Genomic DNA, 24,695 nt, shown 5'->3' with positions numbered 1-24,695 from the left:
ATTGGGCGATTGCCTAAGATGGATTCATGAGCGAGTCGCGAGTAGACGTCCTTCCGCCCGACGCGGGCCTGCCCCGGGACTTCAAACCCGACCCGTCCGGGGAGCCGCACTGGATGGAACTGATCGAGCGCCTGTGGCAGGAACGTGATTCCCTGGTCAACGACTTCCTGGAGCGCTTCGCCACCATCTCCTACGAGGGAGCGTTGGTCCCGGACGAGGATGTCCGCCGGACAGCCGCAGACACCATGGAGATGTTCCTCTACCTGTTGGCCGGACTGGAACTACCCGCTGATCTTCAGTCCCTGCCCCGTGACGTCGCCGCGCGCCGGGCGCGTCAGGGGGTTCCGATGGAGGCCTTCCTCAGCGCTGTCCGCAATGACTTCCGGGTCTTGTGGAAAGGGCTTGAGCGGGTGGCGCGCGGGCACGGTACCGAGATCCTCGTTGCCAACATGGACCGTGTCCTGGACACGGTGGAGAGCTATGTCAGCAGCATCCAGCAGGCCTTCTCCGAAGAAGAAGCCCTGCTCGCCCGCGACAAACAGTTGCACCGGCAACGGCTGCTTTCGCGGCTCTTTAATACCGACACAAGAAACACTGGCGAGATCTCCGACATCGCCGCCGGGCTGGAAGTTCAGAGCTCGGACGTGTTCGAGCTGATGGCGCTCACCCGGGAGACCATGGCCAAGCTTCAGCGCCAGCCTGCGGCGGACCGCCAGACCTTCAGTTATGAACGCGCAGGGGCACTGTATCTTTTCCGCGTAGTGCGCGCCGGACGGACGTGGCAGGATGAGCTGCCCGAATTTCCGGCAGGCTACGTCCCCGGCGTTGAAGGCCTAGCGGCGATTCCCCAAGCTGCGGCGTCTGCCCTGGTGCTGGCCGCTAAGCACGGGGAGGACACGGGACTGGCCACCATCCCGGGCACCTGGATGACGATTGCCCGGGACCTTCTGGAAAACACTCTCCCCGGGTTCTCCCGTCCGGTAACCACCGCCCTGGATCACTGCACGCCGCACGAACGCCAACGGCTGCTGCAAGTGGCACGCAGCTACGGCCGCACCGGGTCCATCAAGGAAACGGCGGAGGAACTCTACTGCCACCGGAACACGGTGGTCAACCGGCTGCATTCCTTGGAAGAGGTCATCGGGCTCGATATGACGGTTCCGGCACAGGCTGCCCTGGCGCTGGTGGCGCTGGCCGACTACAAAAGCGATACTGTCTTGTGAAAATGCACAAGAATGGACTGTCAAGTCGGTGTGTAATGTCATTGTTTAGGGTATTGGCACTCCTCTACAGTCGAGAGGTACTTCACAGCTCTACCGCGGGATGTCCTCCGTTCAGGGCCGTAGGAATTATCGGGCTGCCGCCGCTCCATCAACGCCGCGGGCCCCGAACAGCTTGAAAGGCAACCACGTGACGACGCCGCAATCGCTCAATACTCCCGGCGCCCCGCCGACAGTTTCCGGCAAGGACGCGGGCAAAATTGCCCGCGCTGCCTTCGTCGGGACTGCCCTGGAGTGGTACGACTACTACCTCTTCGGCACTGCCGCGGCCCTGGTGTTCAACCGCCTCTTCTTTACGGATCTGGACCCCACCGCGGCCCTGCTGGCCTCCTTCGCCACCTTCGGCGTCGGCTTCGCTGCCCGCCCGATTGGCGCGATCATTTTCGGCTACATCGGCGACCGTTACGGGCGCCGTCCGGCGCTGCTGACGACGATCGTCCTGATTGGCGTCGCCACCGCCCTGATCGGCCTGCTGCCGGACTTCTCCACCATTGGCTTGGCCGCACCGATCCTGCTCGCCGTCCTGCGCTTGGTCCAGGGTCTGGCCGTCGGCGGCGAATGGGGCGGCGCCGTGACCATGGCCGTCGAACACGCCCCGGCCGAAAAGCGCGGCCGCTACGCCGCCTTGGTCCAGATTGGTTCCCCGGTCGCTACCCTGCTGGCCTCCGCCGCATTCACCCTGGTGCTGCTGCTCCCGTCCGAGAGCTTCGATGCCTGGGGCTGGCGCATTCCGTTCCTGCTGGCCATTCCGATGCTTCTCGTCGCGCTCTGGATCCGGCTCAAGGTTGAGGAATCCCCGATCTTCAAGGACCTGCTTGCCCAGGAAGACACCGTCAAGGTGCCGGCGTTCGAGGTCTTCCGCAGTGCCGGCGGGCGACTGGTGGTTGCCGTACTCGCCGCGCTGCTGGGCGTGGGCGGGTTCTACATGATCACCACCTTTGCTGTCAGCTACGGAGCCAACACCTTGGGCGTGGACCGCAACGTGATGGTCAACGCCACCCTGGTCGCTGCCGTCGCGCAGATCATCGTCACCATCCTGATGGGCCGGCTGGCCGAGAAGGTCGGCCCGGGCAAGGTCACCGTCTGGGGCGGGCTCCTCACTGCCGTGCTGGCCTTCCCGATCTTCGCGATGATCGACACCAAATCGCCGCTGCTGATCACCCTGGCCATCACCTTGGGCATCATGCTCATTGCCGTGGCCTACGCTGTCAACGGCGCCCTGCTGACCGAACTGTTCCCCCCGAAGCTGCGCTACTCCGGTGTGGCACTGGGCTACAACATCGCCGGTGCCACCAGCGGCTTCATGCCGATGATCGCCACCGCCATGCTCGGCGTCTCCGGCAACGCGTCCTGGGGCGCAGCGACGATCCTGGCCATCATCGCGCTGCTGACCGCCCTCGGCGGATTCCTCGGCGAGCGGATGCGCGTCCAGGACAAGCGGATCGTGGCGGACGTCTAGAACCGATGCTCCGCCCCCACTGGGGCGGAGCCCGACGGCCGGCGAGCGCCGCCGTCGAACGCAGCACTCTCCAACAACCCGTGGGGGAGCCGCCCAACCCGGCGGCTCCCCCACGCCATATCCAAGGAGCTTTGCATGATCACCGAAGAACAGTCCCGGCGCATCCTCGAGGCAGTCGACGCCGCTTTCGACGCACAGCTCGCTTTTACCCAAGAGCTGGTGAAACATCCGTCGCTGCGCACCCAGGAAGGCAGTGCCCAGGACTTGCTGCACTCGGCGATGGCCGCACGCGGACTGGAGATGGACCGCTGGCAGCTCGATCCCGAGGAGCTCGCCACGCATGAAGGCTTCGGCCCGGTCACCGTCTCCTACGAAGACGTGACGAACGTCGTCGGCACCTACCTCCCCGCCGCCGAGGCCGGCCGTTCGCTCATCCTGAACGGACACGTCGATGTGGTTCCGGAGGGGCCGGAAGAGGCCTGGTCCCGCTCCCCCTGGGACGCCCCCATCATCGACGGCTGGATGTACGGCCGCGGTGCCGGCGACATGAAGGCCGGACTGGCCGCCAACCTCTTCGCGTTCGACGCCGTCCGGGCCGCCGGTCTTGAACCGGCCGGCCGCATCCACTTCCAGTCCGTCGTCGAGGAAGAATGCACCGGCAATGGTTCCCTCTCCGCTCTCATGCGCGGCTACCGGGCGGACGCAGTGATCATTCCGGAGCCCGAAGAGGACATGCTGGTCCGGGCCAACGTCGGGGTGATCTGGTTCAAAGTGCGCGTCACCGGCAGCCCCACCCATCCGCGCGAGATGGGCACCGGGTTCAACGCCATTGATGCCGCCTATACCGCCATGACCGCGCTGCGCGAGGTCGAGGAAAAGTGGAACGCCGACCGCGGCCAGCACCGCTTTTTCGAGGACCTGGAGCACCCGATCAACTTCAATTTCGGGCAGATTGCCGGCGGAGACTGGCCGTCCAGCGTTCCCGCGTGGTGCGAATTCGATGTCCGGGCGGCCATTTACCCCGGCATTTCGGCCGAACAAGCCTGGACCGAACTGCAGGAATGCCTCGCCCGGCTCGGCACCGGGCCGGCTGCCATCCACGCCGTCGCCACCCGGACCGGATTCTTTTCCGAGGGATACGTCCTGGAACCCGGAAGCGAAGCCGAAGACCTGCTGGAGAGCACGCACCTGCGGGCCTTCGGCACCGGGCTGGGCAGCTTCACCACCCCCGGCTACCTGGACGGACGCGTCTTCACGCTCTACGCGGATACTCCCACGCTGGTCTACGGGCCGGTCTCCGAAGCGATCCATGGCTTCGACGAGCGAGTGTCGGTTGAGTCGGTCCGCCGGATCACCCAAAGCATCGCGCTGTTCATCGCCAACTGGTGCGGGGTGCAAGAGCGGGGATAGGACCGCGGTTCCGGCCGGCGTCGGCCTGGGCGGCCGGCGTGGGCGGCGGGCGTCGACGGCCGGCTAGCTGGCCCGTTTCCGGACAAACTCCGGCAGCTGCCGGCCTTCCCACCAGCTGATCGCTTGATTGATCAGCCACCCCAGCACCAGTGAAATGGCGATGGCCAGCAGTACGGCGAACTCTGTGGACAGCTGTGGCCAGGCACCGGAGAGCGCGCCGACGCCCACGCAGTAGGCGGACCACAGCACACCGGCAATGACGGAATGTGCCAGGAACCGTCGGCCGGGCTGGGGAATCATCCCGGCAGCCACATTGAGCGTCAGCCGCCCCAAGGGAACGAACCGGGAGGTCATCACCAGCGGCAGGCCCTTGCGCCCGAGCCTGGTCCGGGCCGCGCGGAAGGCGGCCTGCCGGTGTTCCCCGGCGAAGATCATGCGCTCCGCGAGCTTGAAGTGGCGCACCAACACGAAGGTGGCAGTGTCACCTGCCACCGCCCCGGCCAGCATCGCTGCCGCCAGCAGGTAGGGGTTGAGCTGGTCTGTATGCACCGATAGCGATCCCAGCGCCACAAACAGCGTGGTGCTGGGCACCGGAGGAACCATGGCTGAGACGGTCACGAATAACGTGCCAACGAAGTAGATCCACCAGTAATCCAGGCTGCGCAACAGTTCGCCGAGTTCATCCATCCCTCCATCCTGCCCGAAGTACACGAAGTGCACGTTCGGACGCATTCTGCACGGTGATTCCGCGCCCCTCGTGCCTAGACTTAGCCCATGAGCAACATGGAGACCGCGCCGGAGGAAGTCGTCTGCACGTTGGAAGCCGACACTGCCAACGTGGAAGTCCTGGCTCCACGGGATGTGCCGCTCGGCGGGATTCGCGCCATGAACGTTCGCCGGACCCTGCCGCAGAAACGGCGCAGCCTGATCGGCGCGTGGTGCTTCCTCGATCACTACGGACCGGATCTTGTCTCACAGAGCGGCGGCATGCAGGTCCCCCGCCACCCGCACACCGGCCTGGCCACGGTCAGCTGGCTCTTCTCCGGAAAGATCGCGCACCGTGACTCCGCCGGCTTTGAGGCGATCGTGCGTCCGGGGGAGGTGAACCTGATGATTGCCGGCCGCGGCATCTCCCATCAGGAATACTCGACGCCGGACACCACCTTCCTGCACGGCGCGCAGCTGTGGTTCGCCCTTCCGGACTCCACCCGGCACATGCCGCCGACGTTCGAGCACTATATGCCGGAACCCGTCGTCGGCGACGGAACCGAACTGCGGGTATTCATCGGGTCCCTGGCCGCTTCCACCTCGCCGATCAATACGCGCACCCCGCCGTTGCTTGGCGCCGAAGCGCTGCTTCGGGCCGGATCGCGGCTGGAACTCGAACTGGACCGTGGTTTTGAGCACGGCATCCTGCTGGATACCGGCGACCTTCGGCTGGACGGGGATGAGGTACCCGTAGACCACCTCGTCTACCTCTCCCCCGGCCGCGGCCGCGTGGTGCTGGAGGCGGGCGACGTCCCGGCCCGGGTGCTCCTGATCGGCGGCGAGCCGCTGGGTGAGCAGATCATCATGTGGTGGAACTTCGTGGGGCGCAGCCACGACGAGATTGTCGCCTACCGTGCCGCCTGGCAAGCCGAGATCGACGTCGAACCCGCCCCGGATCCAGACGGAGGAACGTACCCGGACGGCGCCCCTTATCCCCGGTTCGGACCGTACCCAGACGGGATGCCGGCCCCGCTCCCGGCGCCAACGCTGCCGACCGTCCAACTCCGCCCCCGCGGCTGACCCCGCAAGCCACCGCCAGCTGACAATCACCAGACCCCGGCCGAAACCTGCAGGAGCCAGCATGGAATCCGAATCGACCATTACCGTCCGACTCAATGCCGAACGCCACCGCTACGAACTGGTTGATGGCGACAAGGTCATCGGCAAGGCCCACTGGCTGCCTTTTGAGGGCAGCACCGGTCCGGAACGGATCTTCTTCCACACCACCGTCAAGCAGGAATACTCCGGCCAGGGGCTCGCCGGACGCTTGGCCCGGTACTCGCTCGACGACACCATTGCCGCCGGCCTGGCGGTGATCACCGTGTGCCCCTATTTCAAGTCCTACGTGGAAAAGCACCCGGAATACCAGCCGAACACCGTTCCCATCCGCCCGCAGCATCTCCAGGCGGTCGCCGAGCTCACCAGCTAGCCGGAGGGTCACCCGGCGTACAGCCGTGAGCCCGGCCGGAAAATACCGGAGGCGATGTAGTAGAGGGTGGTGACGAGGTTCAACGCCACGACGGTCAGCACGTAGAGCAGTGTTGCCAGCCCGGGCACCACGTCCGCCGGCAGCGTGAAAGCCATGACCACGCGCGCCACGGCGTCGAAATACAGGCCTGCGGCCCACATCAGGGTGGCCACTCGCCACATCCGGCGGAACCGGCCGGACCGCTCCCAGTGCCGGTCCCAGCCGGAGGGCCAGGTCCAGCGGCCTTCCAGCAGCGGCTTGGTCAGCACGTAGACCAGCGGACGCGTGGCCCGCAGGCTGACCAAAAACCAGGTCGCGGTGGCCGCCGTCAGCACCGCCCCCTTGGCTAAGAGGAACTCCTCGCTGCCCGGCAGCAACGAGAGCAGCAGCGCGCCGATGGACATCAGCGAAAAGTACATCGTGATCCGGCCCATGCTGCGCCGTCGGACCAGGGCCACGATCGGCGGCACCGCGCCCACCGCGGCAATCACCAGCAGCGCCGCGTACACATCCACGCCAATTCCGCGCAGCAGGTAGTACACCGCCAGCGGAACAACGACGGCGGCGGCGAACGCCAGGGCCGACCTCGCCAGCCGCAGCAGCTTGCTGTTCCGCTCGCCCGCCAGGTTGCCTGTCCCCGGATCAGGCTGCATCTGGTCCGGGGCAGATTTTTCCATCAATCCAGCTTCGGGCCGTGCGGGCCCTATGTCCACCCTTCAACCCGTACCGTTCGTTCCAGCATGCGGACCCGACGGAACTCCCTCCGGTGCCCGCCAGTTGTTAAGGCGAGAGATGGTCACCGTGTCCCGGCTTTGAACCCGGGCAGGCAAGGAGCACGACGTGGGAATGTTCGACAAGCTGGTCAAGAAGGGCAAAACCATGGCGGTCCAGTATGCCAAAGAGCAGCTGGCCCAGCGCACCGGGCAACAGCGCCAGAACCGGCCGCAGGACTCCGGGCCCGGCTACGGCCAGCAGCCCGGATACGGATACGGACAGGAGCGCGGAGGACAGGACCGCGGATACGGCGACGGTGGCTACAACCGCGGCGGTTACGACGGGCAAGGGTACCAGTCCGCGCCGCAGCCCCATGGCGGCAGGCCCGGCGACGCTGCCGGACGTGACGCCGACCAGGCGGCCATCGCCAAGTACAAATACATGCTGCACACGGCGCCGCCGCAGGACATGGAACGCGCCCATGCCGAGGCCTTCGCCCGGCTGACCCCGCAGCAGCGTGCCATGCTCCGGGACGACCTCAACAGCCAACTCCCGGCCTCGGAGCACGCCGCCTCCGATCAGCCGGAATCCCTGGCCCGGACCGCCACCCGCGCCGAGGTGGCCCGCCCCGGCTTCATGGAAAAGATCCTCGGCCGGAGCGGATCGGGTCGCGGCGGCGGCCGGCTGGCAGCAGGAGCGGCCGGTGCCGCCGGCGGGTTGGGCGCCGGTCTGCTGGCCGGAGTGGCCGCCGGCTTCGTCGGTTCGGCCATCGCGGGCCCCCTGTTGGACGGGTTCTCCGGAATCGGCGACGGGATTACCGGCGCGGCGGAAGGGATCGGCGACAGCGTTGCGTCCGCCGGGGAAGGCTTCGCAGACAACGCAGGCCTCGGCGGCCTCTTCGGTGATGGCGCCGGTGGCTTCTTTGGCGACGGCGGGGGCCTTGGCGACTGGGAAGTCTAACTACGCCGTCGACCGGCCGCTGAGGGCGGGCAGGGTTACCACGCGTTTCGCTTCGCAGTAGCCTTGCGGGTGTCGGGTTGCCTCCGCCGGCGCCCGCGCCCAATGGATCAACCGCAACGGGCCGGCCCGCGCGTCGGCCGCCGGGAAGGAAGCATCCCATGCCCACGTACAAGATCGGCTATTTCGTCGGCAGCTTGTCCAGCACATCCATCAACCGAACGCTCGCGAAAGCGCTGATCAAACTCGCCCCGGACAACCTGGAGTTCAACGAAATCCCCATCAAGGACCTGCCCCTGTACAGCCAGGACTTTGACAATAACTTTCCGCCCGAGGGCCGGGCGCTGAAGGAAGCCATCGAGGCCTCCGACGGCATCTTGTTCGTCAGCCCCGAGTACAATCGCTCTATTCCGGGCGCACTGAAGAACGCCATCGACTGGGGGTCCCGGCCCTGGGGCACCAACTCCTTCGCCCGGAAACCCACCGGCATCGTCGGCGCCTCCCCCGGCGGCATCGGCACCGCCGTGATGCAGTCCTCGATGCGCGGTGTCCTGAGCTTCCTCGATGCCCCGCAGCTGAACGCCCCGGAGGTCTATATCGCGTTCAAACCGGAGGCCTATGGGGAGGACGGCGAGGTCAAGGACGAATCGACCAAGGGCTTCCTGAGCCACTACATGGAGGAGTACGGCGCCTTCGTGGAACGGGTGCTGGACGTCAACGCCCCGGGCCACATCGGCGACCCCGACAGCGAAAAATAGCCCGCCAATCCCGCTTGGATCGATTGATGCCCTTGGACCTTCCCGGTTCAGGGGCATCAATTGTTTCGGGCCGCTCAGTCCGATAGCTCAGTCATATGTCTCCGGCCCCTGCTGGTCGGAGGCGTCGATCGCCTCGGCGGCGCCGCCGTCGTCGTTCTCCTCCACAGCCGGCGGCGGGGTGACGAGCAGCGCCGTCCCTTCGTAGGGCCCCAGCTGCAGGTAGAAACTGTGCAGGTCGTCCACCGTGCCGATGGCCTCGCTGCTGAACGCGTCGGTCACTTCCGAGCCCAGCTGCAGCGCTTCGGAGCGGACCGTGCCGGCCATCTCCTGGCCGGAGAAGTTCAGCACCGTGACTTCCTGTCCGCCGTCGACCAGCTGGTGCACCATCACGAGCATGCCGCGCTGGGAGACGTCGGGGACATCGATGAGTGCGCTCTTGGCAATGCCGTACCGATCGCGGACCTCCAAGATCCGCGTCAGCTGCCGCGCGAAGGAAGACTCGTCGTCGAGCTGCTCGGGCAGCGTGCCGTACAGTGCCCGCGCCATCGGCATCCCCGCCGTTGAGGTCTGCGCCGACTGATCGAAGCCCATCAGATCGTGCGCGCCTCGGTTGATCCAGCGAGTGTCCCCGCGCGACATCAGTCGGGCCACCTTGCTGCGATCCAGCGGAAGGATTCCGCACAGGTCCCAGCCGGAGAGCGCGAAAACGCCGGGCTGCAGGGCGTTGTACATGGCCAGCAGCAGGTGCACCCGCCGGACCTCCGCCGCCTGTTCATCGGTGATTGAGTCCAGCTCGGTGATGCCCAGTACCGCGGTGATCACGCTGGCGGTGGTGCAGGCGATGCCGTTGGCGGTGAAGACCAGGTTGTACGGCGCGGCCTCCCCGGTGATCCCGTCCCGCAGCGTCTGTTGGACCTTGGAGGCGAGCTCCGCGCCGGTGAGCTCCTCGCCGTCGAGCTCGTAGAGGTCGTCTTTGTGCTTGGTGGTGAAGTGCACCAGTTCGTAGGTCAGCTCGTCGTGATTCTGCAGCGCGTGGACCAGCGACGCCTGGTCGATGCCGATCTCCATGGCCAGCCGCAGCGTCAGTCGGAGGAACTCGGTATCCGCGGTGACCAGTGCGTGGTGGTAGGCCGGACGGGTGACAAAGTCGTAGGACAGGTCCGGGCCGGTTTCGGAGGTGGCCTTGATGTCATCGATGCTGAGGTTCAGTTCCTGGAACGTGAAGGCGCCGACCTTGCGGACCATGCTGCCGATGATCTGGTTGGCTGCCGCGGACAGCGGATGCCCTTCCGACCAACCCGGCGTTTCCTCCGCGCTTTTCTCCACGCCCAAGAACCCGTTGGCATCCAGCCGCAGCGCCCCGGTGCCCAGATCCACCAGCGAATGCAGCGCGTCGCCCATCACCAACCGCATGCCGGAAAAGGTGGGGTCCAGCCAGTTGATGGACGGCTGGCCCGCCTTGAAATAGTGCAGGTACACCCAGCGGTGGGGCTTGCCGTGCGTGTCCAGGACCGGCGGCGTGGCGCTCCAGTTGGTTTCCTTCACGCCGGGCTCGTAGAAAATGACCCGCTGCAGCTCGCCGATGATGTAGCCGGCCCGCTGGAGGGCGCGCTCGGTGGCGACGTCGATATTGACCGAGTCCTCACCCTCCGGCACCTCGGGCAGCAGGTCCCAGTCCGATTCGGGAATGTCGATCATGTGGTAAATGCCCGGGTAGTCGCGGAAGTTCATCTCCGCCAAGCGGAAGTCGGCGCCCTTGCCGGTGTGGCCAGGCACAATGTCGTCCACGATGGTGCCGCCGTGCTCGGTGGCGACTTCGCACATGCTCCGGAACTCGTCCTCGGTGCCGAACAGCGGGTCGATCGCCATGCTGATCCGGTCGAAATGCCCGTCCACGCTGGGCGTGTGGTCCCAGCCGGTCACGCCGCCGGCCAGCTTCACGGGGCCAATGTGGATGGCCTTGATCCCGATCTGCTGGAACGCCTCCCACAGATCAGAGTCCCCCAGCGCCGCCAGGAACGTCTGGCCCGGCCGGGTGATCAGGGACAGCGGGTAGGCCGTGAACCAGACCGACGCCTTCTCCACCGCGGCCCGCGGGTCCGGGTAGGCATAGGGGTTTTGCCACATGCTGGCCTGCCCTGACAGCTGCCGCGCGAGCACCTTCGCATCACCCAACATGGACTGGTTGCGCAGCCACTCCACGTAGACGCTGTTGCGCGCGTCCGGGTCGAACGGCGGGCGGCCGGGCATAAAGTGCCGGCGCCGGGCGGTCGGCCGCAGCGAGCGCGGGCGGGCCGGGTAGAACTGCTCGTCGAACGTGATTTCCGGAACCTGCGGTTCGGCCTCGGGCTCGACGGCGATGCTGCCGCCGTCGCTGGCGGCAGCACCGCCGTCGCTGGCGGCAGCACCGCCGTCATCAAGGACGCCGCGCGCAGCGGCGCGGACCCCGCCGTCGTCATGGTGGGTGCTGTTAAGGACGGGCTCGGGACCAGGAACCGAATCGTTCACGGCGTCATCTCCTTCGTGCTGGACTGCTGGAATTATCCAGACCGGCTTACTCCCAACACTGCCAGACCCTCGGTGCCATCACTACCCCTGCGCCACGGCAAGGACCGCCAGAGCGGTCTGAAGATCCTGCAGGAAGCAGATAACCACTAGGTACGGCAACAGTGACGGCCGACGATGCAACGCCTCGCACTACCCGCGGATTTCGGTGGCGGTTTGCTCCACTTTGGCCAGCAGTTCCGCGAGCTGGCCGCGCTCTTGCTGGCTCAGGCCGGCCAGCAGCGCGTGCTCGGTTTCCACGTGGTCCGGCAACGCCCTGTTGACCAGATCCAGGCCGGCCGGGGTGAGCGTGACCTGTTTGCCCCGGCCGTCCTTCACGTCCTTGGTGCGCGTGACCAGTTGCTTCTCTTCCAGTCGGTTCAGGCGCTGGGCGATGGCTGCCGAGGTCACCATGGCGGTCTCGGTCAGTTCACGGGGGCTGAGCGCATAAGGCGTCCCGGACCGCCGCAGCGTGGCCAGCACATCGAAACTTGCCGCATCCAAATCGTGCCGGGCAAAAGTGGCGGCAAGCACCGCGTCGATTTTCCGGGCCGCCCGGGAAATCCGGCCCACCACCGCCATCGGCGAAACGTCCAGGTCGGGCCGCTCAACAGCCCACTGATTGAGAATCCGGGCGACCTGATCTTCCATACCGCCAGCATAGACTATTCCTAAGCACTTAGCTATCATGGCTAAGTGCTTAGGAATAAATGGCTTCTTCTGACAATGACAGCCGTCGCCCCGCTGATCTGGGGCACCACCTACGCGGTGACCACAGAGCTACTGCCGTTGGACAAGCCGTTCTTGGCCGCAGCCATCCGCGCGCTGCCGGCCGGGCTGCTGCTGTTCGCGGCTACCCGCCGACTGCCGCAGGGCACCTGGTGGTGGAAAGCAGCTCTCCTCGGGGCGCTGAATATCGGCATGTTCTTCGCTCTACTCTTCATTGCCGCCCACAGGCTTCCCGGTGGTGTGGCGGCGACCATCGGCGCGGTTCAACCTTTGCTTGTAGCGGTCATGGCGTCGCGCTGGATCGGCGAGCGTCTGACGTCCGCCAAGATTGTTGCCGCCGCCGTGGGACTGGCCGGAGTGGTCCTGCTGGTGCTGCAGTCCCAGGCCAGGCTGGATGCCGTCGGCGTGGCGGCTGCTTTGGGCGGGACTGCCTCGATGGCGGCCGGTGTGGTGCTGGCCAAGAAGTGGGGCCAGCCGGCCACCTCGCTGGCAGTCACCTCCTGGCAACTGACCGCCGGCGGGCTGCTGCTGGTCCCGCTGGCCCTGTTCGCGGAGGGCCCGCTGCCCACACAGCTTTCGGCGCTTAATCTGGCCGGCTACGCGTATCTTTCCCTGGTGGGCACGGCCTTGGCCTATGCCCTGTGGTTCCGCGGACTGCAACTGTTGCCCGCGTTCAGCGCATCGCTGCTGGGGTTGTTGAGTCCAGTAGTCGCCACCGCCACGGGCTGGCTGATCCTGCACCAACAACTCTCACCCGGCCAGACCGTCGGCGCCCTGCTGATCTTGGGCACGCTGGTCGCCGCCAACTTGCCCCGAAGGACGACGGCGGAGCCGGCGCCAGCAGTTTCCTGCCCGGCGGCACGGCGGACGGCTCCAGCCGGCTCTTCCCGGGCCGTCAACCAGTCACGCGGGAAGCCCTCCGGAACAGCCCGGAAAATAGGGTAGGTCTACCCTCTTGCCCCTTCCCACGCATTTGCCCCAAAATGGCGCGTAGCCGCGCGCGTCCCACGAACTGGATACCTCAGTTCCGGCGGCACGGTGTTTGGGGGAAGGACGGTGCGCCATGCGTACCAGCCGAATTCTGATCATCTTGGCTACCGCCTTAGGGCTCCTCACCGCGGGATTCGTGCCCAGCGCCCAGGCGGCCGTCAACTGGACCCAAAGCGAGGCGCGGGGGCCCAACCACACCAGCCGCGTGGTGCTGAGCTATGACGACTGTCCCAAGACATTGACCTCCTTCAAGAAGGTCGTCAAATACGCCAAAAAGAAAAACATCGGACTCGTCATCGCCCCTACCGGCAAATGCTTGCAGAAGTACAAGAAGAAATACGACGTCGATCTGGCGAAGCTGGCCCGCTCCTACGGCCAGTACGTCATCAACCACAGCATTAACCACCGCGGAGATATGAAAAAGCTCAGCTGCGCTGCGGTGGCCCGGGAACTGCGTGCCCCCGGTGTGGTGACCAATTACGGCCGCCCGCCGTTTGGCCGGATCGATGACTCGGTCCGCTGCGGCTACCGAAAGGCCGGCATGAAGCCATGGCTGTGGACCAGAGGCAGCTACGACACCACCGGCAAATCCAAAGCGCAGGTGGTCTCGACGGTGGCGAAGGTTGCCACCAAGGGCGGCACCATCCTGATGCACATGCAGTGGAACGGCTTCAATCCGGATGCCATCAGCAAGATCAAATCCAGACTGGCCGAACGCGACCTCAAGGTGTGCCGGGCCTATCGAGGCAAGGACAATAAAGGCTCGGTCATCACCAGTCCCGTGAAGCTCCCGTCCAGGCTGCCCTGCTAGCTGGCGCGGGCGTGGTAGTTCTCGTCGACGTACTCCGCGGTCACCAGGATCGGCAGATGGTCCGACTGGCCCCGCGGCAGCGTTTCCACGCTCTGGATATCCAGCCCCAGCGACGTGGCGAAATCGAAGTGGCCGCGGAAGAGCTTGTAGCGGGTGTAGGTCCTGCGGTTGCTCAAGGTCAGCGCGTAGCCGGTTTCTTTCAGGTGCTCAACCAGGTTCTTGGTGAAGAACGGGTAGTTGAAATCTCCCACCATCAACGTCATCTGTAGGCCGTCGCCGCCCATTTCCAGTAAGGCCTCATGCCCGGCCTTGATCTGATGCCGACGTAAGGAGTTGGTCGCCGTCAAGGGCGCGGCGTGGAAGTCGCCGATGACAACTTCGTGCTTGGTTTCGTTGTCCACCATCTTGACTCCGAGCAACCGCTCATGGGCCGGCGCCAGCACGTAATCGTGCAGCGATTTCTTCAGTTCAAAGGTGTTGGTATCGACGGCGGAGAATCTTTTCGCGTCGTAATAGACGGCCAGGCCGAGCCTGTTCCCCTTGGTCGAATCGGCCAACTGCAGATGGCCAACCTGGTCCGGGAGCTTCTCGGTGTCCGCTTCCTGCAGGCACATGACGTCGACATCGTAGCGGTCGGTCAGGTCTTCGAGTTCCTCGCTCGCACTGTGCTTCCGGAGGTTGTAGCTAATGGCTTTCAGCAAGGGATCACCCTTCCAAGGCTGCGGTAGTTGTTGCCTGCGGCCCATCCTACCGAGCCAATCTGGGTGATCCACTCAGGATTGGTCTGTCGGCGTCACGAAGGCAGTGGATTCAGCGGCTCCAACCCCTAGCACTCCCTCCGGATATAGGTAAAGCTGATGGGAGGGGAGTCAGGGCCTTGCCCACCCGCTGCCAAACTGTTCTCCTGCGGCGCCCGGGACGGCCACGGCCTGATCCGCTCCTGCTTCCGGCATGGGACCGGATGACAAACACAGAGAGGTGTTGTGAGATGACTGATTTGGCAAGCACAGGCCAAACCACCGAAATCACTACGGGGCTCTACATTGGGGGTGAAGTCCGGGCCAGCGGCGAGAGGTACGCCGTGGCGGACCCGGGCAAGCCGGACGTCGTGGTCGGATATGCCGCTGCCGCGTCCAAGCAGGATGTGGCCGACGCCGTGGCTGCCGCGAAATCCGCCTTCCCGGCTTGGGCTGCCCTCGGCTCGAAAGAGCGGGCGGCTCAGCTTGCCGCAGCGATCGAAGGCCTCGCGGATCTGCGGGACGAGGACGCGGCCATCCTGTCGCAGGAAAACGGCAAGATCCGGATGGAGGCCTGGATCGACGCCCTGGTCTTCGACATCCGCTTCCAGTTGGCGCTTTCGCTAGCCGACGAAGTGGACCAGGGCAAGGTCCTCGAACCCGCACCGGGGATCCCGGTGACCACCTCCGTGGCCTACCAGCCGCTGGGCGTGGTGACCGTCATCGTCCCCTTCAACTGGCCCATCGCCATCCTCGGCGCCTCGCTGCCGCATGCGCTGCTGGCAGGCAACACCGCGATCGTGAAGCCGCCGCCCACCACGCCGCTGGCGATCACCCGGGTAGTGCAGCGCGTGGCGGAGAAGCTGCCGCCGGGTGTGCTGAACATCGTCACCGGGCACGACAGCGAGATGGGCGGCCTGATCCAGAACGACGACGTGGCCAAGGTCTGCTTCACCGGCAGCGTCGGCGGCGGCAAGAAGATGATGGAGATGGCGTCCAAGAGCCTGACCCGCGTCACGCTTGAACTCGGCGGCAACGACCCTGCCGTCTTCCTCGACGACGCCATTCTGGACGACACGCATCTGGACCGACTGTATGCGGCCATCTTCGATACCACCGGGCAGATCTGCATGAACGCCAAGCGGGTCTACGTGCACCGGTCGAGGATGGACGAACTGGTGGCCGGGCTGTCCTCCCGGTTGGAGAAGGCCGTGATCGGTTACGGCCTGGACGAGGGCACCACCATGGGCCCGTTGCACCAGCCCGCCCAGAAGAAGTTCGTCGAGGAGCTCATCGCGGAAGCCAAGGCGGCCGGCGCGGATGTCCGGGAGTTCGGCGAGCTGCCCTCCGACTCCGCGCTGCAGGGCGGCAACTTCCTCAAGCCGGCGCTGGTGGTGGATCCGGCGCCCGACCTTCGCGTGGTCACGCAGGAACAGTTCGGCCCGGTCATCCCGATCATCCCCTTTGATACCGAAGAGGAAGCGGTGGCGGCCGCGAACGATACTTGGGCGGGCCTCTGCGGTTCGGTCTGGACCGCGGACAAGGACAAGGCCAACGCTCTCGCAGCGCAGCTGGTCTGCGGCTACGTCTGGGTCAACGATCACGGCGCCACCCGGCTGGACCTGCGCGCGCCGTTCGGCGGCATGAAGCATTCCGGCTTCGGCCGCGAGCAGGGCATCGAGGGCGTCCGTGCGTTCCAGGACACCCGCTCCGTCGCGCACCTGGATGAAGCGGCGGCGGCAGCGGGCCACTAATACAACGACGACGGCGCGTGCCCGGCCTTTTCTCAGAGGCCGGCCACGCGCCGCTTTGGTCGCTCCGGCCGCGATCCGTCCGGTTGCCGCCGGTGCACCAGCGCCACCTGCTGCCGCATGCATCTTCCGGCAGGTCGACTTCAGTGTGTCGGTCCACGGCCGGGAAGCCGGCGCCACATTGAAGCCTTCGGCATAAGAACTGCGTATGGTTCCGGTTTCGAATGCGCCGCGGAAGGTGAGCTTGGCTGGTTGAGCGCAAGACGTCCTTTGTCCTCGCCGGTGAATGTGGAGCCGGCTTATCGCGTCCAGCCGCAGCCCGTTCAGCCAAGCCTGCCGGCCCCCTCAGCAGGGAACCGGCCCGCTCTCTCGGCGTGGCCGGGTCAGACCGCCTGGGCCGTCCGCCAGCCGCCCCGGTATTCGTTGCGGGCGGTGACCGAATACGGGGCCGGGCTGACCACCGCCCGGACCTCAAGCTGTTGGTGCGGCTCCACGGTGGTCTTGCGCGTGCCGCCGTCGGGCTCGCCCCAGACCACCTTCACTTCGGTGCCGATTTCCACGTCCGGGTTGACGGTGGCCAGGGACAGCGCCCGCTTCTCGTTGGCGCTGTAGCCGGTGAACAGGGACAGGCCCACGTTCGTGCCGCCGGCGTCGACGATCGCGTCGTAGTTGGAGGACCCGTAGTTGGCGTTGGGCAGGTCGAAGTATTTGTACGGCGTGCCTTCGGTGTCGAACAGCGAGGCGAAAATCCTGGTCATGTCCTCCGCGTTCCAGGCCAGCGTGACCTTCTTGCGCTGCGCTGCCGGATCGATCTTCTCCAGCGCCTCGCGGCCAATGAAGTCATGGTCGAACTTGACGAAGGAGCCGTAGCCGAGCTCCCACGGGTTCAGGTAGTAGTCCTCGATCTTGTCGGAAACGAAGCTCCCGGCCACCGCGTTGACGGCCTCGTAGCTGTCCGCACCGAGCCATTCCCGGTAGGGCCGCAACTCCTCGCCGGAGTAGATGGCCGGCAGCGGCGAGGGGATCCAGCCGGATTCCAGCGTGTTGGACGAATACGCCCGGGCGCCGACAGCCAGCATGCCGAACTCCTCGCCCGCCTCCAAAATGGCCTCCCGGACCCGGTCGTACGATTCGTACGGCCCCCACAGTTCCAGTCCCGGTGCCCCCGCCATGCCGTGCCGCAGCGTGCGCACCTGCGCCCCGGCCACCTGCATGTGGTCCATGCTGAAGAATTTCAGCTGCTCCACTGCCCCGCCATTGATCTTTTCGATGATCTGCCAGGCGTTCGGGCCCTGGATCTGGAAGCGCCAGTACTTGCGCTGCACCGGCTTGCCCATCGGCCGTGACGGGGACCGGCGGTCCACCTCCAGCTCCACGTCGTACCCGCCGGTCTGCCCGTGGAAGAGCAGCCAGTTGGCGGCCGGTGAACGCCCCACGTAGACGAACTGGTCCTCGGCTTCGTGGAACAGGATGCCGTCGCCGACCACGTGCCCGGACGGCGTCGTCGGCACATATTGTTTTGCTTTGTTCACCGGGAAGCTTGCCACCGAGTTGATCGCGGTATCGGAGATCAGTTTCAGCGCGTCCGGGCCCTTCATGAACAGGTTGTCCATGTGGTGCGTCTGGTCGTACAGCACTGCAGTGCCCCGCCATGCCCGGACCTCGCTGCGCCAGTTGGTGAATTCGGGCGCCACCACCGGGTAGATGTAGGCGCCGATCTGCGAATTGCGCAGCAGCTCAACGGTATTGCCCGCCTGGTCCAGGACTTGCTGGAGGTTTTGTGCACTCATGATTCCCCTATCCCCGCCGGCCGCAGCCGGCGTATCTTGTCCCATGCTCCGGGTCGCGGAGGCATGCTGTTCGATTGCGGGTGGCAGGGGAACCGGCGAACGTCAGCCGCCGGGCTCCTCGGCTGCCCGCCTGATGGCAGTGGCAACGCTCTTCAGGTGCTTCTCCATGGCTGCTGCCGCCCGCTCCGAATCCTTGGCGCAGACGGCGTCCACAATCTCCAAGTGTTCGGGCAGGGAGACAGCGGGCCGCCCCGGCTGCATGGCCAGCCGGAACTGGAACCGGACGCTCTGGCCGCGCAGCCGCGCGATCAGGGCTGCCGCCGTATTGTGCCCGCCCAGTTCGATGACCCGGCGGTGCAGCATCTTGTTGCAGTCCGAGTACTTCAGCAGGTCCCCGGTCTCCACCGCCTGGCTCATGGTCCGGCCCAAAGCCTGCAGTTCCTGCACGTCCTCGTCGGTGACGTGGTCTGCTGCCTTCGCGGCGCAGATGGCCTCCAGCGCGGCGCGGACTTCGGTGATCTCCACGGCTTCCTCCACCGAAACGGCCCGCACCCGGGCGCCCCGGTTTTGGATCCGCTCTACCAGCCCCTCCAGCGTCAGTTCCGCCAGCGCGGCCCGGACGGTGGCGCGGCTGGCATTGAACTCCGCGCTAATGTCCGCCTCCACCAACCGCTGGTTGGGGACCAGTTCGCCGCGGTCAATCGCCTTCTTCAGCCCGGCGACGACGGCGGCTGAGTCGGTGGACTTCGGGACGGCGGTTGGGGTGGTGCTCACGGGAGGCTGCTCCATGCTGGATCGTGTGCTGACAAAGTTGTTGCCAATAACCTAGCCCACCCGGGCTCAGTGCTCGTTGGGTGCATCGATGGGCGGCGTGCCATGGGTATGGAAGGTGGAGATGGTCTGCATTCCCCAGGCCTGGCCCTTCTTGCGTTCCGCCTCGCTCCACACCACCGGCTCCCAGTCCGGCGCCAGCAGCAGCCGCGCCCCGGCGTTGGCGAACTCGATGCGGTTGCCGCCCGGCTCGTAGACGTAGAGGAAGAAGGTCTGGTTGATGGCGTGCTTGTGCGGGCCGGACTCGATGTGGATGCCGTTTTCCAAAAAGATGTCCGCGGCCTTGAGGATGTCTTCCCGGGTGTCCGGCGCGAAGGCGATGTGGTGCAGCCGCCCGGAGGCGCCCAGATTGTCCGCGGAGTAGACCAGATCGTAGGACTTCTGGCCGAACCGGAACCAGTGGGCCGCGGTGCGTCCGTTGTCCAGCCGGATCAGTTCGCTGTCCTTCAGCCCCAGCACCTCGGCGGAGAACTTGGCGTTCTCCTCCACGTTGGCCGCCAGGTAGTTGATGTGGTCCAGCCGGCGGGCGTTGACGCCGTGGCCGGGGAAGCGGGAGGCCTGGTTCTTCAGCGCCGGCTTGTCGTCCGAGGCCTGGTACCACTCGGTCTCGTAGTAGACGGACATCGGGTGCCCGTCCGGGTCGGTGAAGTGGAACGACGGTCCGACGCCGAATTCGCCGTCCCGCCACTCTCCGCCGAGTCCGGCTGCCTGGATCGAGGCGACAAGCCGTTCCAGTGCCTCGGGTGACGCGGCCCGGTGCGCGACGAGTCCGACGCCGGAGGCCGCCCGCGGGGTGAGCTTGATGCTCCAGTTCTCGTAGTCGTCCCAGGTGCGGAGGAAGACCGATTCGCCGGCGCGGCCGACTTCCCGCATGGCCAGCAGGTCGTTGAAGAACCAGTAGCTTTCGTCGAATTTGTCCGTGAACAGCTCGATGTTGCCGAGATGGGCGATATCGCCGTGGTGGGGTGTCATGCTCATCCTTTAGGTGGTTGCTGGTGTGTTTGTTCGCGGGGAAAAACGGTGCCGTCGAACAGCTTCCGCGCTGTCCGCAGCACCGTGGAGGACGTGGTGGTCATGCCGGTTGGCCCCTGTTTCAGGGCGGCGCCCACGTCCAGGTAGCCGGTGGGATGTTCCAGCCGCAGCGGTCCGCCGTCCGCGGGCAACTGCGCGAATTCATGCCCGACGGCGTCCGGCAGTTGGATGCCGGCCGCCACCGTGGTGCCGCCGAGCACGCCGATGGAGCTGTGGCAGCGCACCGGCAGGAAGCTGCGGGTGGTCACCGCCCCGCCGTTGCGCGGCGGGGCGAGCAGCACCAGCTTGGGCACCGTCTTGCCGGAGACGTCGCCCATGCCCATCAGTTTCGCGGCTTCCAGCCGGATCCGGGCCAGCCGGGCGGCCAGCTCGGTATTGGCTTCCAGGTCGGCCGGCTCCTCATAGCCGCTGGCCCCCAGATCGGACGCCCGCATCAGCACCGACGGCATGCCGTTGTCCACGCAGGTGACCTCGATGCCGTCCGCCACATCGCTGGCGTTGCCTGTGGGCAGCAAGGCTCCGGTCGAGGAGCCGGCGGTGTCGGCGAAGTCCAGCGTGATCGGCGCCGCCGTGCCGGGCACGCCGTCGATCGCCGCGTCGCCGCGGTAGTCCACGCGGCCGCCGGGCGTCGCGAAAGTAGCCGTGGCAATGCTGTCCGAATTCACCATCCGGATGCGCACCGACGTCGTGCTTTCCTGCGCCGGGACCAGGCCGCGCTCGACGGCGAAGGGGCCGATGCCGGCGAGGATATTGCCGCAGTTCTGGCTGTCCGAGACCACGGGCTCGTCGACGGCCACCTGCAGGAACAGGTAGTCCACATCGGTGGCGCCGCCGGCCGAGGGCGAGACAACCGCCACCTTACTGGTCAGCGGGTGCGCCCCGCCGATGCCGTCGATCTGCCGGGCATCCGGGCTGCCCATGATGCGGAGCAGAAAGTCGTCGCGCTCGGCCGGGTCGGCGGGCAGGTCCTCGGCCAGGAAGTAGGCGCCCTTGGAGGTGCCGCCGCGCATCAGCAGGCAGCGCACGCCGTCGTCGTATGGTGCGGAGCCGGAAGCCGAGCGTGCGCCGCCAAGCCGGGCTCCGCCGTCGTCAGCCGTCATAGTCCTCGGCCGCCACATACTGCACCCCGAGCTTTTCCAGCAGCGGGCGCAGGCCGTAGTAGTCCAGGCCCAGCGTGCCCTCCTGGAACAGCGAGCGGGTCTTCGCTTCCTTGGCCTCGCGCGCCTCCGATGCCTCGAGCGCGGCCGGGACCTCCAGCCGCGGCACGCAGACCACGCCGTCGTCGTCGGCCACCACTACGTCGCCGGGCCGCACCGTAATCCGACCCAGCGTGATGGGAATGTTGACGGCGCCGGCGGTGGCCTTCACCGTGCCCTGCGCGTGCACAGCCGCCGACCAAGCCGGGAAGCCCATCGCCTGCAGTTCGGCGACATCCCGGATGCCGGTGCTGGTGACCACGCCGCGCACGCCGCGGTACTGCAGGGCGGTGGCGAACAGCTCGCCGAACAGCCCGTCGGTGCACTCGGAGGTGGTGGTGACCACCAGGATGTCGCCGGGCCGGCACTGTTCGATGGCCGCGTGGATCATCAGGTTGTCGCCGGGCCAGCAGAGCACCGTCACGGCGGTGCCGGCCACGCGGGCGCCGGACTGGATGGGCCGGAACTGCGGTCCGGCCAGGCCGGTGCGGCCCATAGCCTCGTGCACCGTGGCCACCCCGAAGCCGGCGAGCGCGTCGACGTGGGCCAGCTCGGCCCGGGGCGGGTTGGTGACAATGACGTTTTTCATGCCAGCGAGGTGGTCACTTGCGGGTAGTAGCGCATGTAGGCCTCGCCCTTGGTGTCGGTGGTGAAGCCGAGGTTGGGGCCGGCGTTGCGCTTGACCTGTACGCCGCGGCGGGTGGCCAGGTCCGTGTAGTAGTCCCACATGTGCTGCTGCGCCGCCAGGCACTCCATCGCCTTGCGTTTGGCGGCGAAGGCCTCGGTGATGTCCAGCAACACGTTCGGCTTGAAGTCGCATTGTTCGGGCTGGTGCGGTTCGAAAAAGAACACCGGCGGGGCGCCCAGCGGATCGCCCGGCGCGTCGTAGCCGATGGCCTGCGCCAACACCCGCGCGTCCAGCGCCATCCGGGCGGCGGCCGGATGGTCCCCGTTGTAGGGGTCCACCAGCGGATGGGTCAGCACCACCGTGGGCTTGACCTCGCGGTAGATCTGCACCAGCTGGTCCACCAGTTCGCGGGTGGGCACCAGCGGGTAGTCGCCGGCATCCAGGAACCGGACCTCCGCACCCAGCGCCGCGGCCGCATTCTCCGCCTCCTCGCGGCGGATCGCCTTGATTTCCTCCAGCCCCTTGCCTTCGCGCCAGGCCTTGGCGGATTCACCGCGCTCCCCATAGGACAGGCAGACGACGACGGCGCGCTCGCCCCGCTGCGCCGCGGCGGCGATCGCTCCGCCCGCCCGCCAGACGAAGTCGCCGGCGTGGGCGCTGACCACCAGCAGGGCCGGTTCGGTGTTATTCACGAAATCTCCTTGGCTCGGACTGTTCTGTGTGAAGTCAATCACTGGCGCGCTCAGATTGTCAACAATTCTGGTTCCAGATTTCTCCAGCTGAGAGGGTGCTGCGCGGTGGCAACCCGGGCCGGCTTCGGGAGCACAGCGGGGAGGGTGCTGCGCGGTGGCAATGCGAGTCGGCTTCGGGAGCACAGCGGGGAAGGCGGATTGCGGGAGGCTGTTTGCGGGAGGCGCCTTGCGGAGGCACCCATCGGGGCTAGGAGCGCTCCAGACCGACCTGCGGGAGGGCAAGCGAACAGTATGCGCCACATTGGACCGCGGAGGATAAGGGGAGCTGATGGTCGAGGGCAAAGCAACCGCCAAGGTAGGGACTGCAGCTCATCAAGCAGCAGCATGCTTTACCATTCCGCGGCCATGTGGCGTATAGCGTACGTGGCCCGCCGGGCATCCGTCTGGACACCGCCCCGCCCCGCAACCCCGCCCCGGGCACTCGAACCCAAGGCTGCCGTGACGGTAGAACCCCGGCGAACTCGCCGACCCAGCCCACTCGTCACCCCGGCGCACCTGCCGAAGCCGGGCACTTCCCATCGGCGGGCGGCAGGACGATGATTTCGTGCATGGATGTTCGGTCATGAAGTGCATGGAAGTTTCGTCATGAACAAGGGCCGGCTGGAAGCCTTCAGTGACGGCGTGATGGCCATCATCATCACCATCATGGTGCTGGAACTTCATGCCCCCGAAGAACCAACCTGGCAGGCCCTGTTCAGCCAGGCTCCCGGATTCTTCAGCTATCTTCTGAGCTTTGTCTACGTGGGCATCTACTGGAACAACCATCACCACATGCTGCACCTGGCCGGGAAAATCAACGGCACCATCCTCTGGGCCAATCTGCACCTGCTCTTCTGGCTGTCCCTGTTCCCGTTTTCCACCCGGTGGATGGATGAAACGGGCTTCGTTACCGTGCCGGTCCTTGTTTATGGCGTGAATCTGCTCCTGGCCGCGGTCGCCTATTTCATTCTGGAAACCTGCCTCGTCCGCCAGCAGGGCCCCGACGGCGCGCTGGCGCAGGCGCTGGGCCGGGACTGGAAAGCAAAGATCTCCCCTCCCATCTACGTTTTCGGAATCGCGGCGGCGTTGCTGCAGCCCCTGATCAGCATCGCGGCCTACACGGTGGTGGCGTCCCTGTGGTTGATTCCGGACCGGAGGGTGGAGCGTTTCTTGGCCGGGCAGGAACAAAAAGACTGAGTCACCCGGTTTCCATTGCCGCCGCCGTCAGCCCCGAGTAGGCTCGCGCATGTCTCCACCGCCCGCCCACCGAATAGGAGCATGCCATGCCCAAGCCCACCTTCAGCCCCGGCGCACCCTGCTGGGTCGACTTAATGACCTCCGACCCGGAGAAGGCCAAGCAGTTCTACACCGAACTTTTCGGCTGGACGTATGAGGTCGGGGACCAGGAAAAGTACGGCGGCTACACCACCGCGCTGAAGGACGGCCAGTCTGTTGCCGGCATCATGCAGAGCCAGGACTCCGGCTACCCTGACGTCTGGAGCACCTATCTGCGGGTGGAGGACATTGACGCCGCTACCCGGGCAGCCGAGGCCCACGGCGGCCAGGTCCATATGCCGCCGATGGAGGTTCCGGAGCAGGGCAAGATGGCCATGATTGGCGATGCCGGCGGTGCCGCCGTGGGCCTCTGGGAGTTCGCCGGGCACACCGGCTACCAACTGGCCGCCGAGCCCGGCTCCCCCGCTTGGCATGAGCTCTTCACCCGTGACTACCCCGCCACCGTGAAGTTCTACCAGGAGGTCTTCGGCTGGGACACCGAGGTCATGAGCGACACCGACGACTTCCGCTACACCACGCTCGGCTCCGGCGAAAACGCCACGGCCGGCATCATGGACGCCACCGCTTGGCTGCCCGAGGGCGTCCCCGCCCACTGGCGCGTCTACTTCACGGTGGAGAACACCGACGCCACCGTCGAGAAAGCCACCGCCCTGGGCGGCAGCGTAGTCCAGCCCGCCGAAGACACACCGTTCGGCCGCATGGCCACGCTGACCGACCCGACCGGCGCCACCTTCCTGGTCGCCCAGGACATGCCTCGGCAGTAATCCGGCCAGCCACCAGCCGGGCACCGCTGCCCCTGCAGCCACTGCTTTCAA

The 24,695-nt window shown here is 66.3% G+C and carries 23 protein-coding genes; 12 read left to right on the top strand and 11 right to left on the bottom strand.

The window, feature by feature from the left end; all coding sequences use genetic code 11:
• Positions 1-26 precede the first annotated feature (26 nt).
• The 3 genes from ACWF5H_RS12175 to ACWF5H_RS12165 all read left to right on the top strand — a co-directional run bounded on the left by ACWF5H_RS12175 (position 27) and on the right by ACWF5H_RS12165 (position 4,149).
• The gene (locus tag ACWF5H_RS12175; protein WP_452037141.1) at positions 27-1,223 is read left to right on the top strand and encodes a helix-turn-helix domain-containing protein; all 1,197 of its coding nucleotides are present in this window, start codon (positions 27-29) and stop codon (positions 1,221-1,223) included.
• A 187-nt stretch (positions 1,224-1,410) separates the two neighbouring features.
• Positions 1,411-2,739, top strand: coding sequence for an MFS transporter (locus ACWF5H_RS12170; protein ID WP_364645572.1), 1,329 nt, complete (start codon positions 1,411-1,413; stop codon positions 2,737-2,739).
• Between the two features lie 135 nt (positions 2,740-2,874).
• A complete protein-coding gene (locus ACWF5H_RS12165; protein ID WP_452037139.1) occupies positions 2,875-4,149 on the top strand; it encodes an ArgE/DapE family deacylase in 1,275 nt (424 codons plus the stop codon).
• Positions 4,150-4,212: 63 nt separating this feature from the next.
• Here the strand turns inward: ACWF5H_RS12165 and ACWF5H_RS12160 are convergent, their stop codons facing one another.
• Positions 4,213-4,836, bottom strand: coding sequence for a DedA family protein (locus ACWF5H_RS12160; RefSeq protein ID WP_452037137.1), 624 nt, complete (start codon positions 4,834-4,836; stop codon positions 4,213-4,215).
• 87 nt (positions 4,837-4,923) lie between these two features.
• Here ACWF5H_RS12160 and ACWF5H_RS12155 point away from each other — a divergent pair, with 87 nt between their 5' ends.
• On the top strand, positions 4,924-5,937 hold the full coding sequence (locus tag ACWF5H_RS12155) for a pirin family protein (protein ID WP_452037136.1): 1,014 nt from the start codon (positions 4,924-4,926) through the stop codon (positions 5,935-5,937).
• 61 nt (positions 5,938-5,998) lie between these two features.
• Positions 5,999-6,346, top strand: a complete 348-nt coding sequence (locus tag ACWF5H_RS12150; RefSeq protein WP_452037134.1) for a GNAT family N-acetyltransferase — start codon at positions 5,999-6,001, stop codon at positions 6,344-6,346.
• An 8-nt stretch (positions 6,347-6,354) separates the two neighbouring features.
• Here ACWF5H_RS12150 and ACWF5H_RS12145 read toward each other — a convergent pair whose 3' ends face one another.
• Positions 6,355-7,062, bottom strand: a complete 708-nt coding sequence (locus tag ACWF5H_RS12145; protein ID WP_452037132.1) for a VC0807 family protein — start codon at positions 7,060-7,062, stop codon at positions 6,355-6,357.
• Positions 7,063-7,231: 169 nt separating this feature from the next.
• On the opposite strand from ACWF5H_RS12145, the gene ACWF5H_RS12140 reads away from it, so the two are divergent.
• Entirely contained in the window at positions 7,232-8,059 is an 828-nt protein-coding gene (locus tag ACWF5H_RS12140) for a hypothetical protein (protein WP_452037364.1), read from the top strand.
• Positions 8,060-8,217: 158 nt separating this feature from the next.
• Positions 8,218-8,814 carry an NADPH-dependent FMN reductase gene (locus tag ACWF5H_RS12135; protein ID WP_452037131.1) on the top strand — a complete coding sequence of 199 codons (597 nt, stop codon included), beginning with the start codon at positions 8,218-8,220 and terminating at the stop codon, positions 8,812-8,814.
• Positions 8,815-8,901: 87 nt separating this feature from the next.
• On the opposite strand, the gene treS is transcribed toward ACWF5H_RS12135, so the two are convergent.
• Both treS and ACWF5H_RS12125 read right to left on the bottom strand, forming a co-directional pair.
• Positions 8,902-11,175, bottom strand: coding sequence for a maltose alpha-D-glucosyltransferase (gene treS / locus ACWF5H_RS12130; RefSeq protein ID WP_452037362.1), 2,274 nt, complete (start codon positions 11,173-11,175; stop codon positions 8,902-8,904).
• 336 nt (positions 11,176-11,511) lie between these two features.
• Positions 11,512-12,009: a MarR family winged helix-turn-helix transcriptional regulator gene (locus ACWF5H_RS12125; RefSeq protein ID WP_452037130.1), complete on the bottom strand. Its 498-nt coding sequence runs from the start codon at positions 12,007-12,009 to the stop codon at positions 11,512-11,514.
• A gap of 75 nt (positions 12,010-12,084) precedes the next feature.
• Here ACWF5H_RS12125 and ACWF5H_RS12120 point away from each other — a divergent pair, with 75 nt between their 5' ends.
• Together ACWF5H_RS12120 and ACWF5H_RS12115 are read left to right on the top strand one after the other, a co-directional pair.
• The gene (locus ACWF5H_RS12120) at positions 12,085-13,032 is read left to right on the top strand and encodes an EamA family transporter (protein WP_452037128.1); all 948 of its coding nucleotides are present in this window, start codon (positions 12,085-12,087) and stop codon (positions 13,030-13,032) included.
• A 118-nt stretch (positions 13,033-13,150) separates the two neighbouring features.
• Entirely contained in the window at positions 13,151-13,888 is a 738-nt protein-coding gene (locus ACWF5H_RS12115) for a polysaccharide deacetylase family protein (protein WP_452037126.1), read from the top strand.
• Here ACWF5H_RS12115 and ACWF5H_RS12110 read toward each other — a convergent pair.
• Complete coding sequence (locus ACWF5H_RS12110; protein ID WP_452037361.1) at positions 13,885-14,586, bottom strand: endonuclease/exonuclease/phosphatase family protein; 702 nt, start codon at positions 14,584-14,586, stop codon at positions 13,885-13,887. The genes ACWF5H_RS12115 and ACWF5H_RS12110 overlap by 4 nt on opposite strands.
• A gap of 290 nt (positions 14,587-14,876) precedes the next feature.
• Here ACWF5H_RS12110 and ACWF5H_RS12105 point away from each other — a divergent pair, with 290 nt between their 5' ends.
• Positions 14,877-16,379, top strand: coding sequence for an aldehyde dehydrogenase family protein (locus tag ACWF5H_RS12105; protein ID WP_452037124.1), 1,503 nt, complete (start codon positions 14,877-14,879; stop codon positions 16,377-16,379).
• Positions 16,380-16,759: 380 nt separating this feature from the next.
• On the opposite strand, the gene ligM is transcribed toward ACWF5H_RS12105, so the two are convergent.
• The 6 genes from ligM to ACWF5H_RS12075 all read right to left on the bottom strand — a co-directional run bounded on the left by ligM (position 16,760) and on the right by ACWF5H_RS12075 (position 22,545).
• On the bottom strand, positions 16,760-18,166 hold the full coding sequence (gene ligM, locus ACWF5H_RS12100) for a vanillate/3-O-methylgallate O-demethylase (protein WP_452037122.1): 1,407 nt from the start codon (positions 18,164-18,166) through the stop codon (positions 16,760-16,762).
• 102 nt (positions 18,167-18,268) lie between these two features.
• The gene (locus ACWF5H_RS12095; RefSeq protein ID WP_452037120.1) at positions 18,269-18,940 is read right to left on the bottom strand and encodes a GntR family transcriptional regulator; all 672 of its coding nucleotides are present in this window, start codon (positions 18,938-18,940) and stop codon (positions 18,269-18,271) included.
• 66 nt (positions 18,941-19,006) lie between these two features.
• Complete coding sequence (locus ACWF5H_RS12090) at positions 19,007-19,969, bottom strand: VOC family protein (protein ID WP_452037118.1); 963 nt, start codon at positions 19,967-19,969, stop codon at positions 19,007-19,009.
• A 2-nt stretch (positions 19,970-19,971) separates the two neighbouring features.
• Positions 19,972-21,129: a 4-oxalomesaconate tautomerase gene (locus ACWF5H_RS12085; RefSeq protein WP_452037116.1), complete on the bottom strand. Its 1,158-nt coding sequence runs from the start codon at positions 21,127-21,129 to the stop codon at positions 19,972-19,974.
• Positions 21,119-21,814 carry a 4-carboxy-4-hydroxy-2-oxoadipate aldolase/oxaloacetate decarboxylase gene (locus ACWF5H_RS12080; RefSeq protein ID WP_452037114.1) on the bottom strand — a complete coding sequence of 232 codons (696 nt, stop codon included), beginning with the start codon at positions 21,812-21,814 and terminating at the stop codon, positions 21,119-21,121. Before ACWF5H_RS12080 ends, ACWF5H_RS12085 begins: the two co-directional genes overlap by 11 nt.
• Positions 21,811-22,545 carry a PIG-L deacetylase family protein gene (locus ACWF5H_RS12075; protein WP_452037112.1) on the bottom strand — a complete coding sequence of 245 codons (735 nt, stop codon included), beginning with the start codon at positions 22,543-22,545 and terminating at the stop codon, positions 21,811-21,813. The genes ACWF5H_RS12080 and ACWF5H_RS12075 overlap by 4 nt, the downstream gene beginning before the upstream one ends.
• A gap of 645 nt (positions 22,546-23,190) precedes the next feature.
• Between ACWF5H_RS12075 and ACWF5H_RS12070 the strand changes: the two genes are divergently transcribed.
• Positions 23,191-23,781: a TMEM175 family protein gene (locus ACWF5H_RS12070; protein WP_452037110.1), complete on the top strand. Its 591-nt coding sequence runs from the start codon at positions 23,191-23,193 to the stop codon at positions 23,779-23,781.
• A gap of 86 nt (positions 23,782-23,867) precedes the next feature.
• A complete protein-coding gene (locus tag ACWF5H_RS12065; protein WP_452037109.1) occupies positions 23,868-24,644 on the top strand; it encodes a VOC family protein in 777 nt (258 codons plus the stop codon).
• The last annotated feature ends 51 nt before the right edge of the window (positions 24,645-24,695 follow it).

This window comes from Arthrobacter sp. NPDC055138 (assembly GCF_053607305.1).
The sequence above is the reverse complement of the archived record's forward strand: the minus strand, read 5'-3'. Positions and strand labels throughout refer to the sequence as shown.

Excerpts from the sequence above, each read along its gene's own strand:
- ACWF5H_RS12115 (WP_452037126.1), top strand. The coding sequence starts at position 13,151 with ATGCGTACCAGCCGAATTCTGATCATCTTGGCTACCGCCTTAGGGCTC.
- ACWF5H_RS12140 (WP_452037364.1), top strand. The coding sequence starts at position 7,232 with ATGTTCGACAAGCTGGTCAAGAAGGGCAAAACCATGGCGGTCCAGTAT.
- ACWF5H_RS12165 (WP_452037139.1), top strand. The coding sequence starts at position 2,875 with ATGATCACCGAAGAACAGTCCCGGCGCATCCTCGAGGCAGTCGACGCC.
- ligM (WP_452037122.1), bottom strand. The coding sequence starts at position 18,166 with ATGAGTGCACAAAACCTCCAGCAAGTCCTGGACCAGGCGGGCAATACC.
- ACWF5H_RS12175 (WP_452037141.1), top strand. The coding sequence starts at position 27 with ATGAGCGAGTCGCGAGTAGACGTCCTTCCGCCCGACGCGGGCCTGCCC.
- ACWF5H_RS12160 (WP_452037137.1), bottom strand. The coding sequence starts at position 4,836 with ATGGATGAACTCGGCGAACTGTTGCGCAGCCTGGATTACTGGTGGATC.
- ACWF5H_RS12125 (WP_452037130.1), bottom strand. The coding sequence starts at position 12,009 with ATGGAAGATCAGGTCGCCCGGATTCTCAATCAGTGGGCTGTTGAGCGG.
- ACWF5H_RS12080 (WP_452037114.1), bottom strand. The coding sequence starts at position 21,814 with ATGAAAAACGTCATTGTCACCAACCCGCCCCGGGCCGAGCTGGCCCAC.
- ACWF5H_RS12155 (WP_452037136.1), top strand. The coding sequence starts at position 4,924 with ATGAGCAACATGGAGACCGCGCCGGAGGAAGTCGTCTGCACGTTGGAA.
- ACWF5H_RS12070 (WP_452037110.1), top strand. The coding sequence starts at position 23,191 with ATGAACAAGGGCCGGCTGGAAGCCTTCAGTGACGGCGTGATGGCCATC.
- ACWF5H_RS12105 (WP_452037124.1), top strand. The coding sequence starts at position 14,877 with ATGACTGATTTGGCAAGCACAGGCCAAACCACCGAAATCACTACGGGG.
- ACWF5H_RS12065 (WP_452037109.1), top strand. The coding sequence starts at position 23,868 with ATGCCCAAGCCCACCTTCAGCCCCGGCGCACCCTGCTGGGTCGACTTA.
- ACWF5H_RS12085 (WP_452037116.1), bottom strand. The coding sequence starts at position 21,129 with ATGACGGCTGACGACGGCGGAGCCCGGCTTGGCGGCGCACGCTCGGCT.
- ACWF5H_RS12120 (WP_452037128.1), top strand. The coding sequence starts at position 12,085 with ATGACAGCCGTCGCCCCGCTGATCTGGGGCACCACCTACGCGGTGACC.
- ACWF5H_RS12150 (WP_452037134.1), top strand. The coding sequence starts at position 5,999 with ATGGAATCCGAATCGACCATTACCGTCCGACTCAATGCCGAACGCCAC.
- ACWF5H_RS12135 (WP_452037131.1), top strand. The coding sequence starts at position 8,218 with ATGCCCACGTACAAGATCGGCTATTTCGTCGGCAGCTTGTCCAGCACA.
- ACWF5H_RS12090 (WP_452037118.1), bottom strand. The coding sequence starts at position 19,969 with ATGACACCCCACCACGGCGATATCGCCCATCTCGGCAACATCGAGCTG.
- ACWF5H_RS12145 (WP_452037132.1), bottom strand. The coding sequence starts at position 7,062 with ATGGAAAAATCTGCCCCGGACCAGATGCAGCCTGATCCGGGGACAGGC.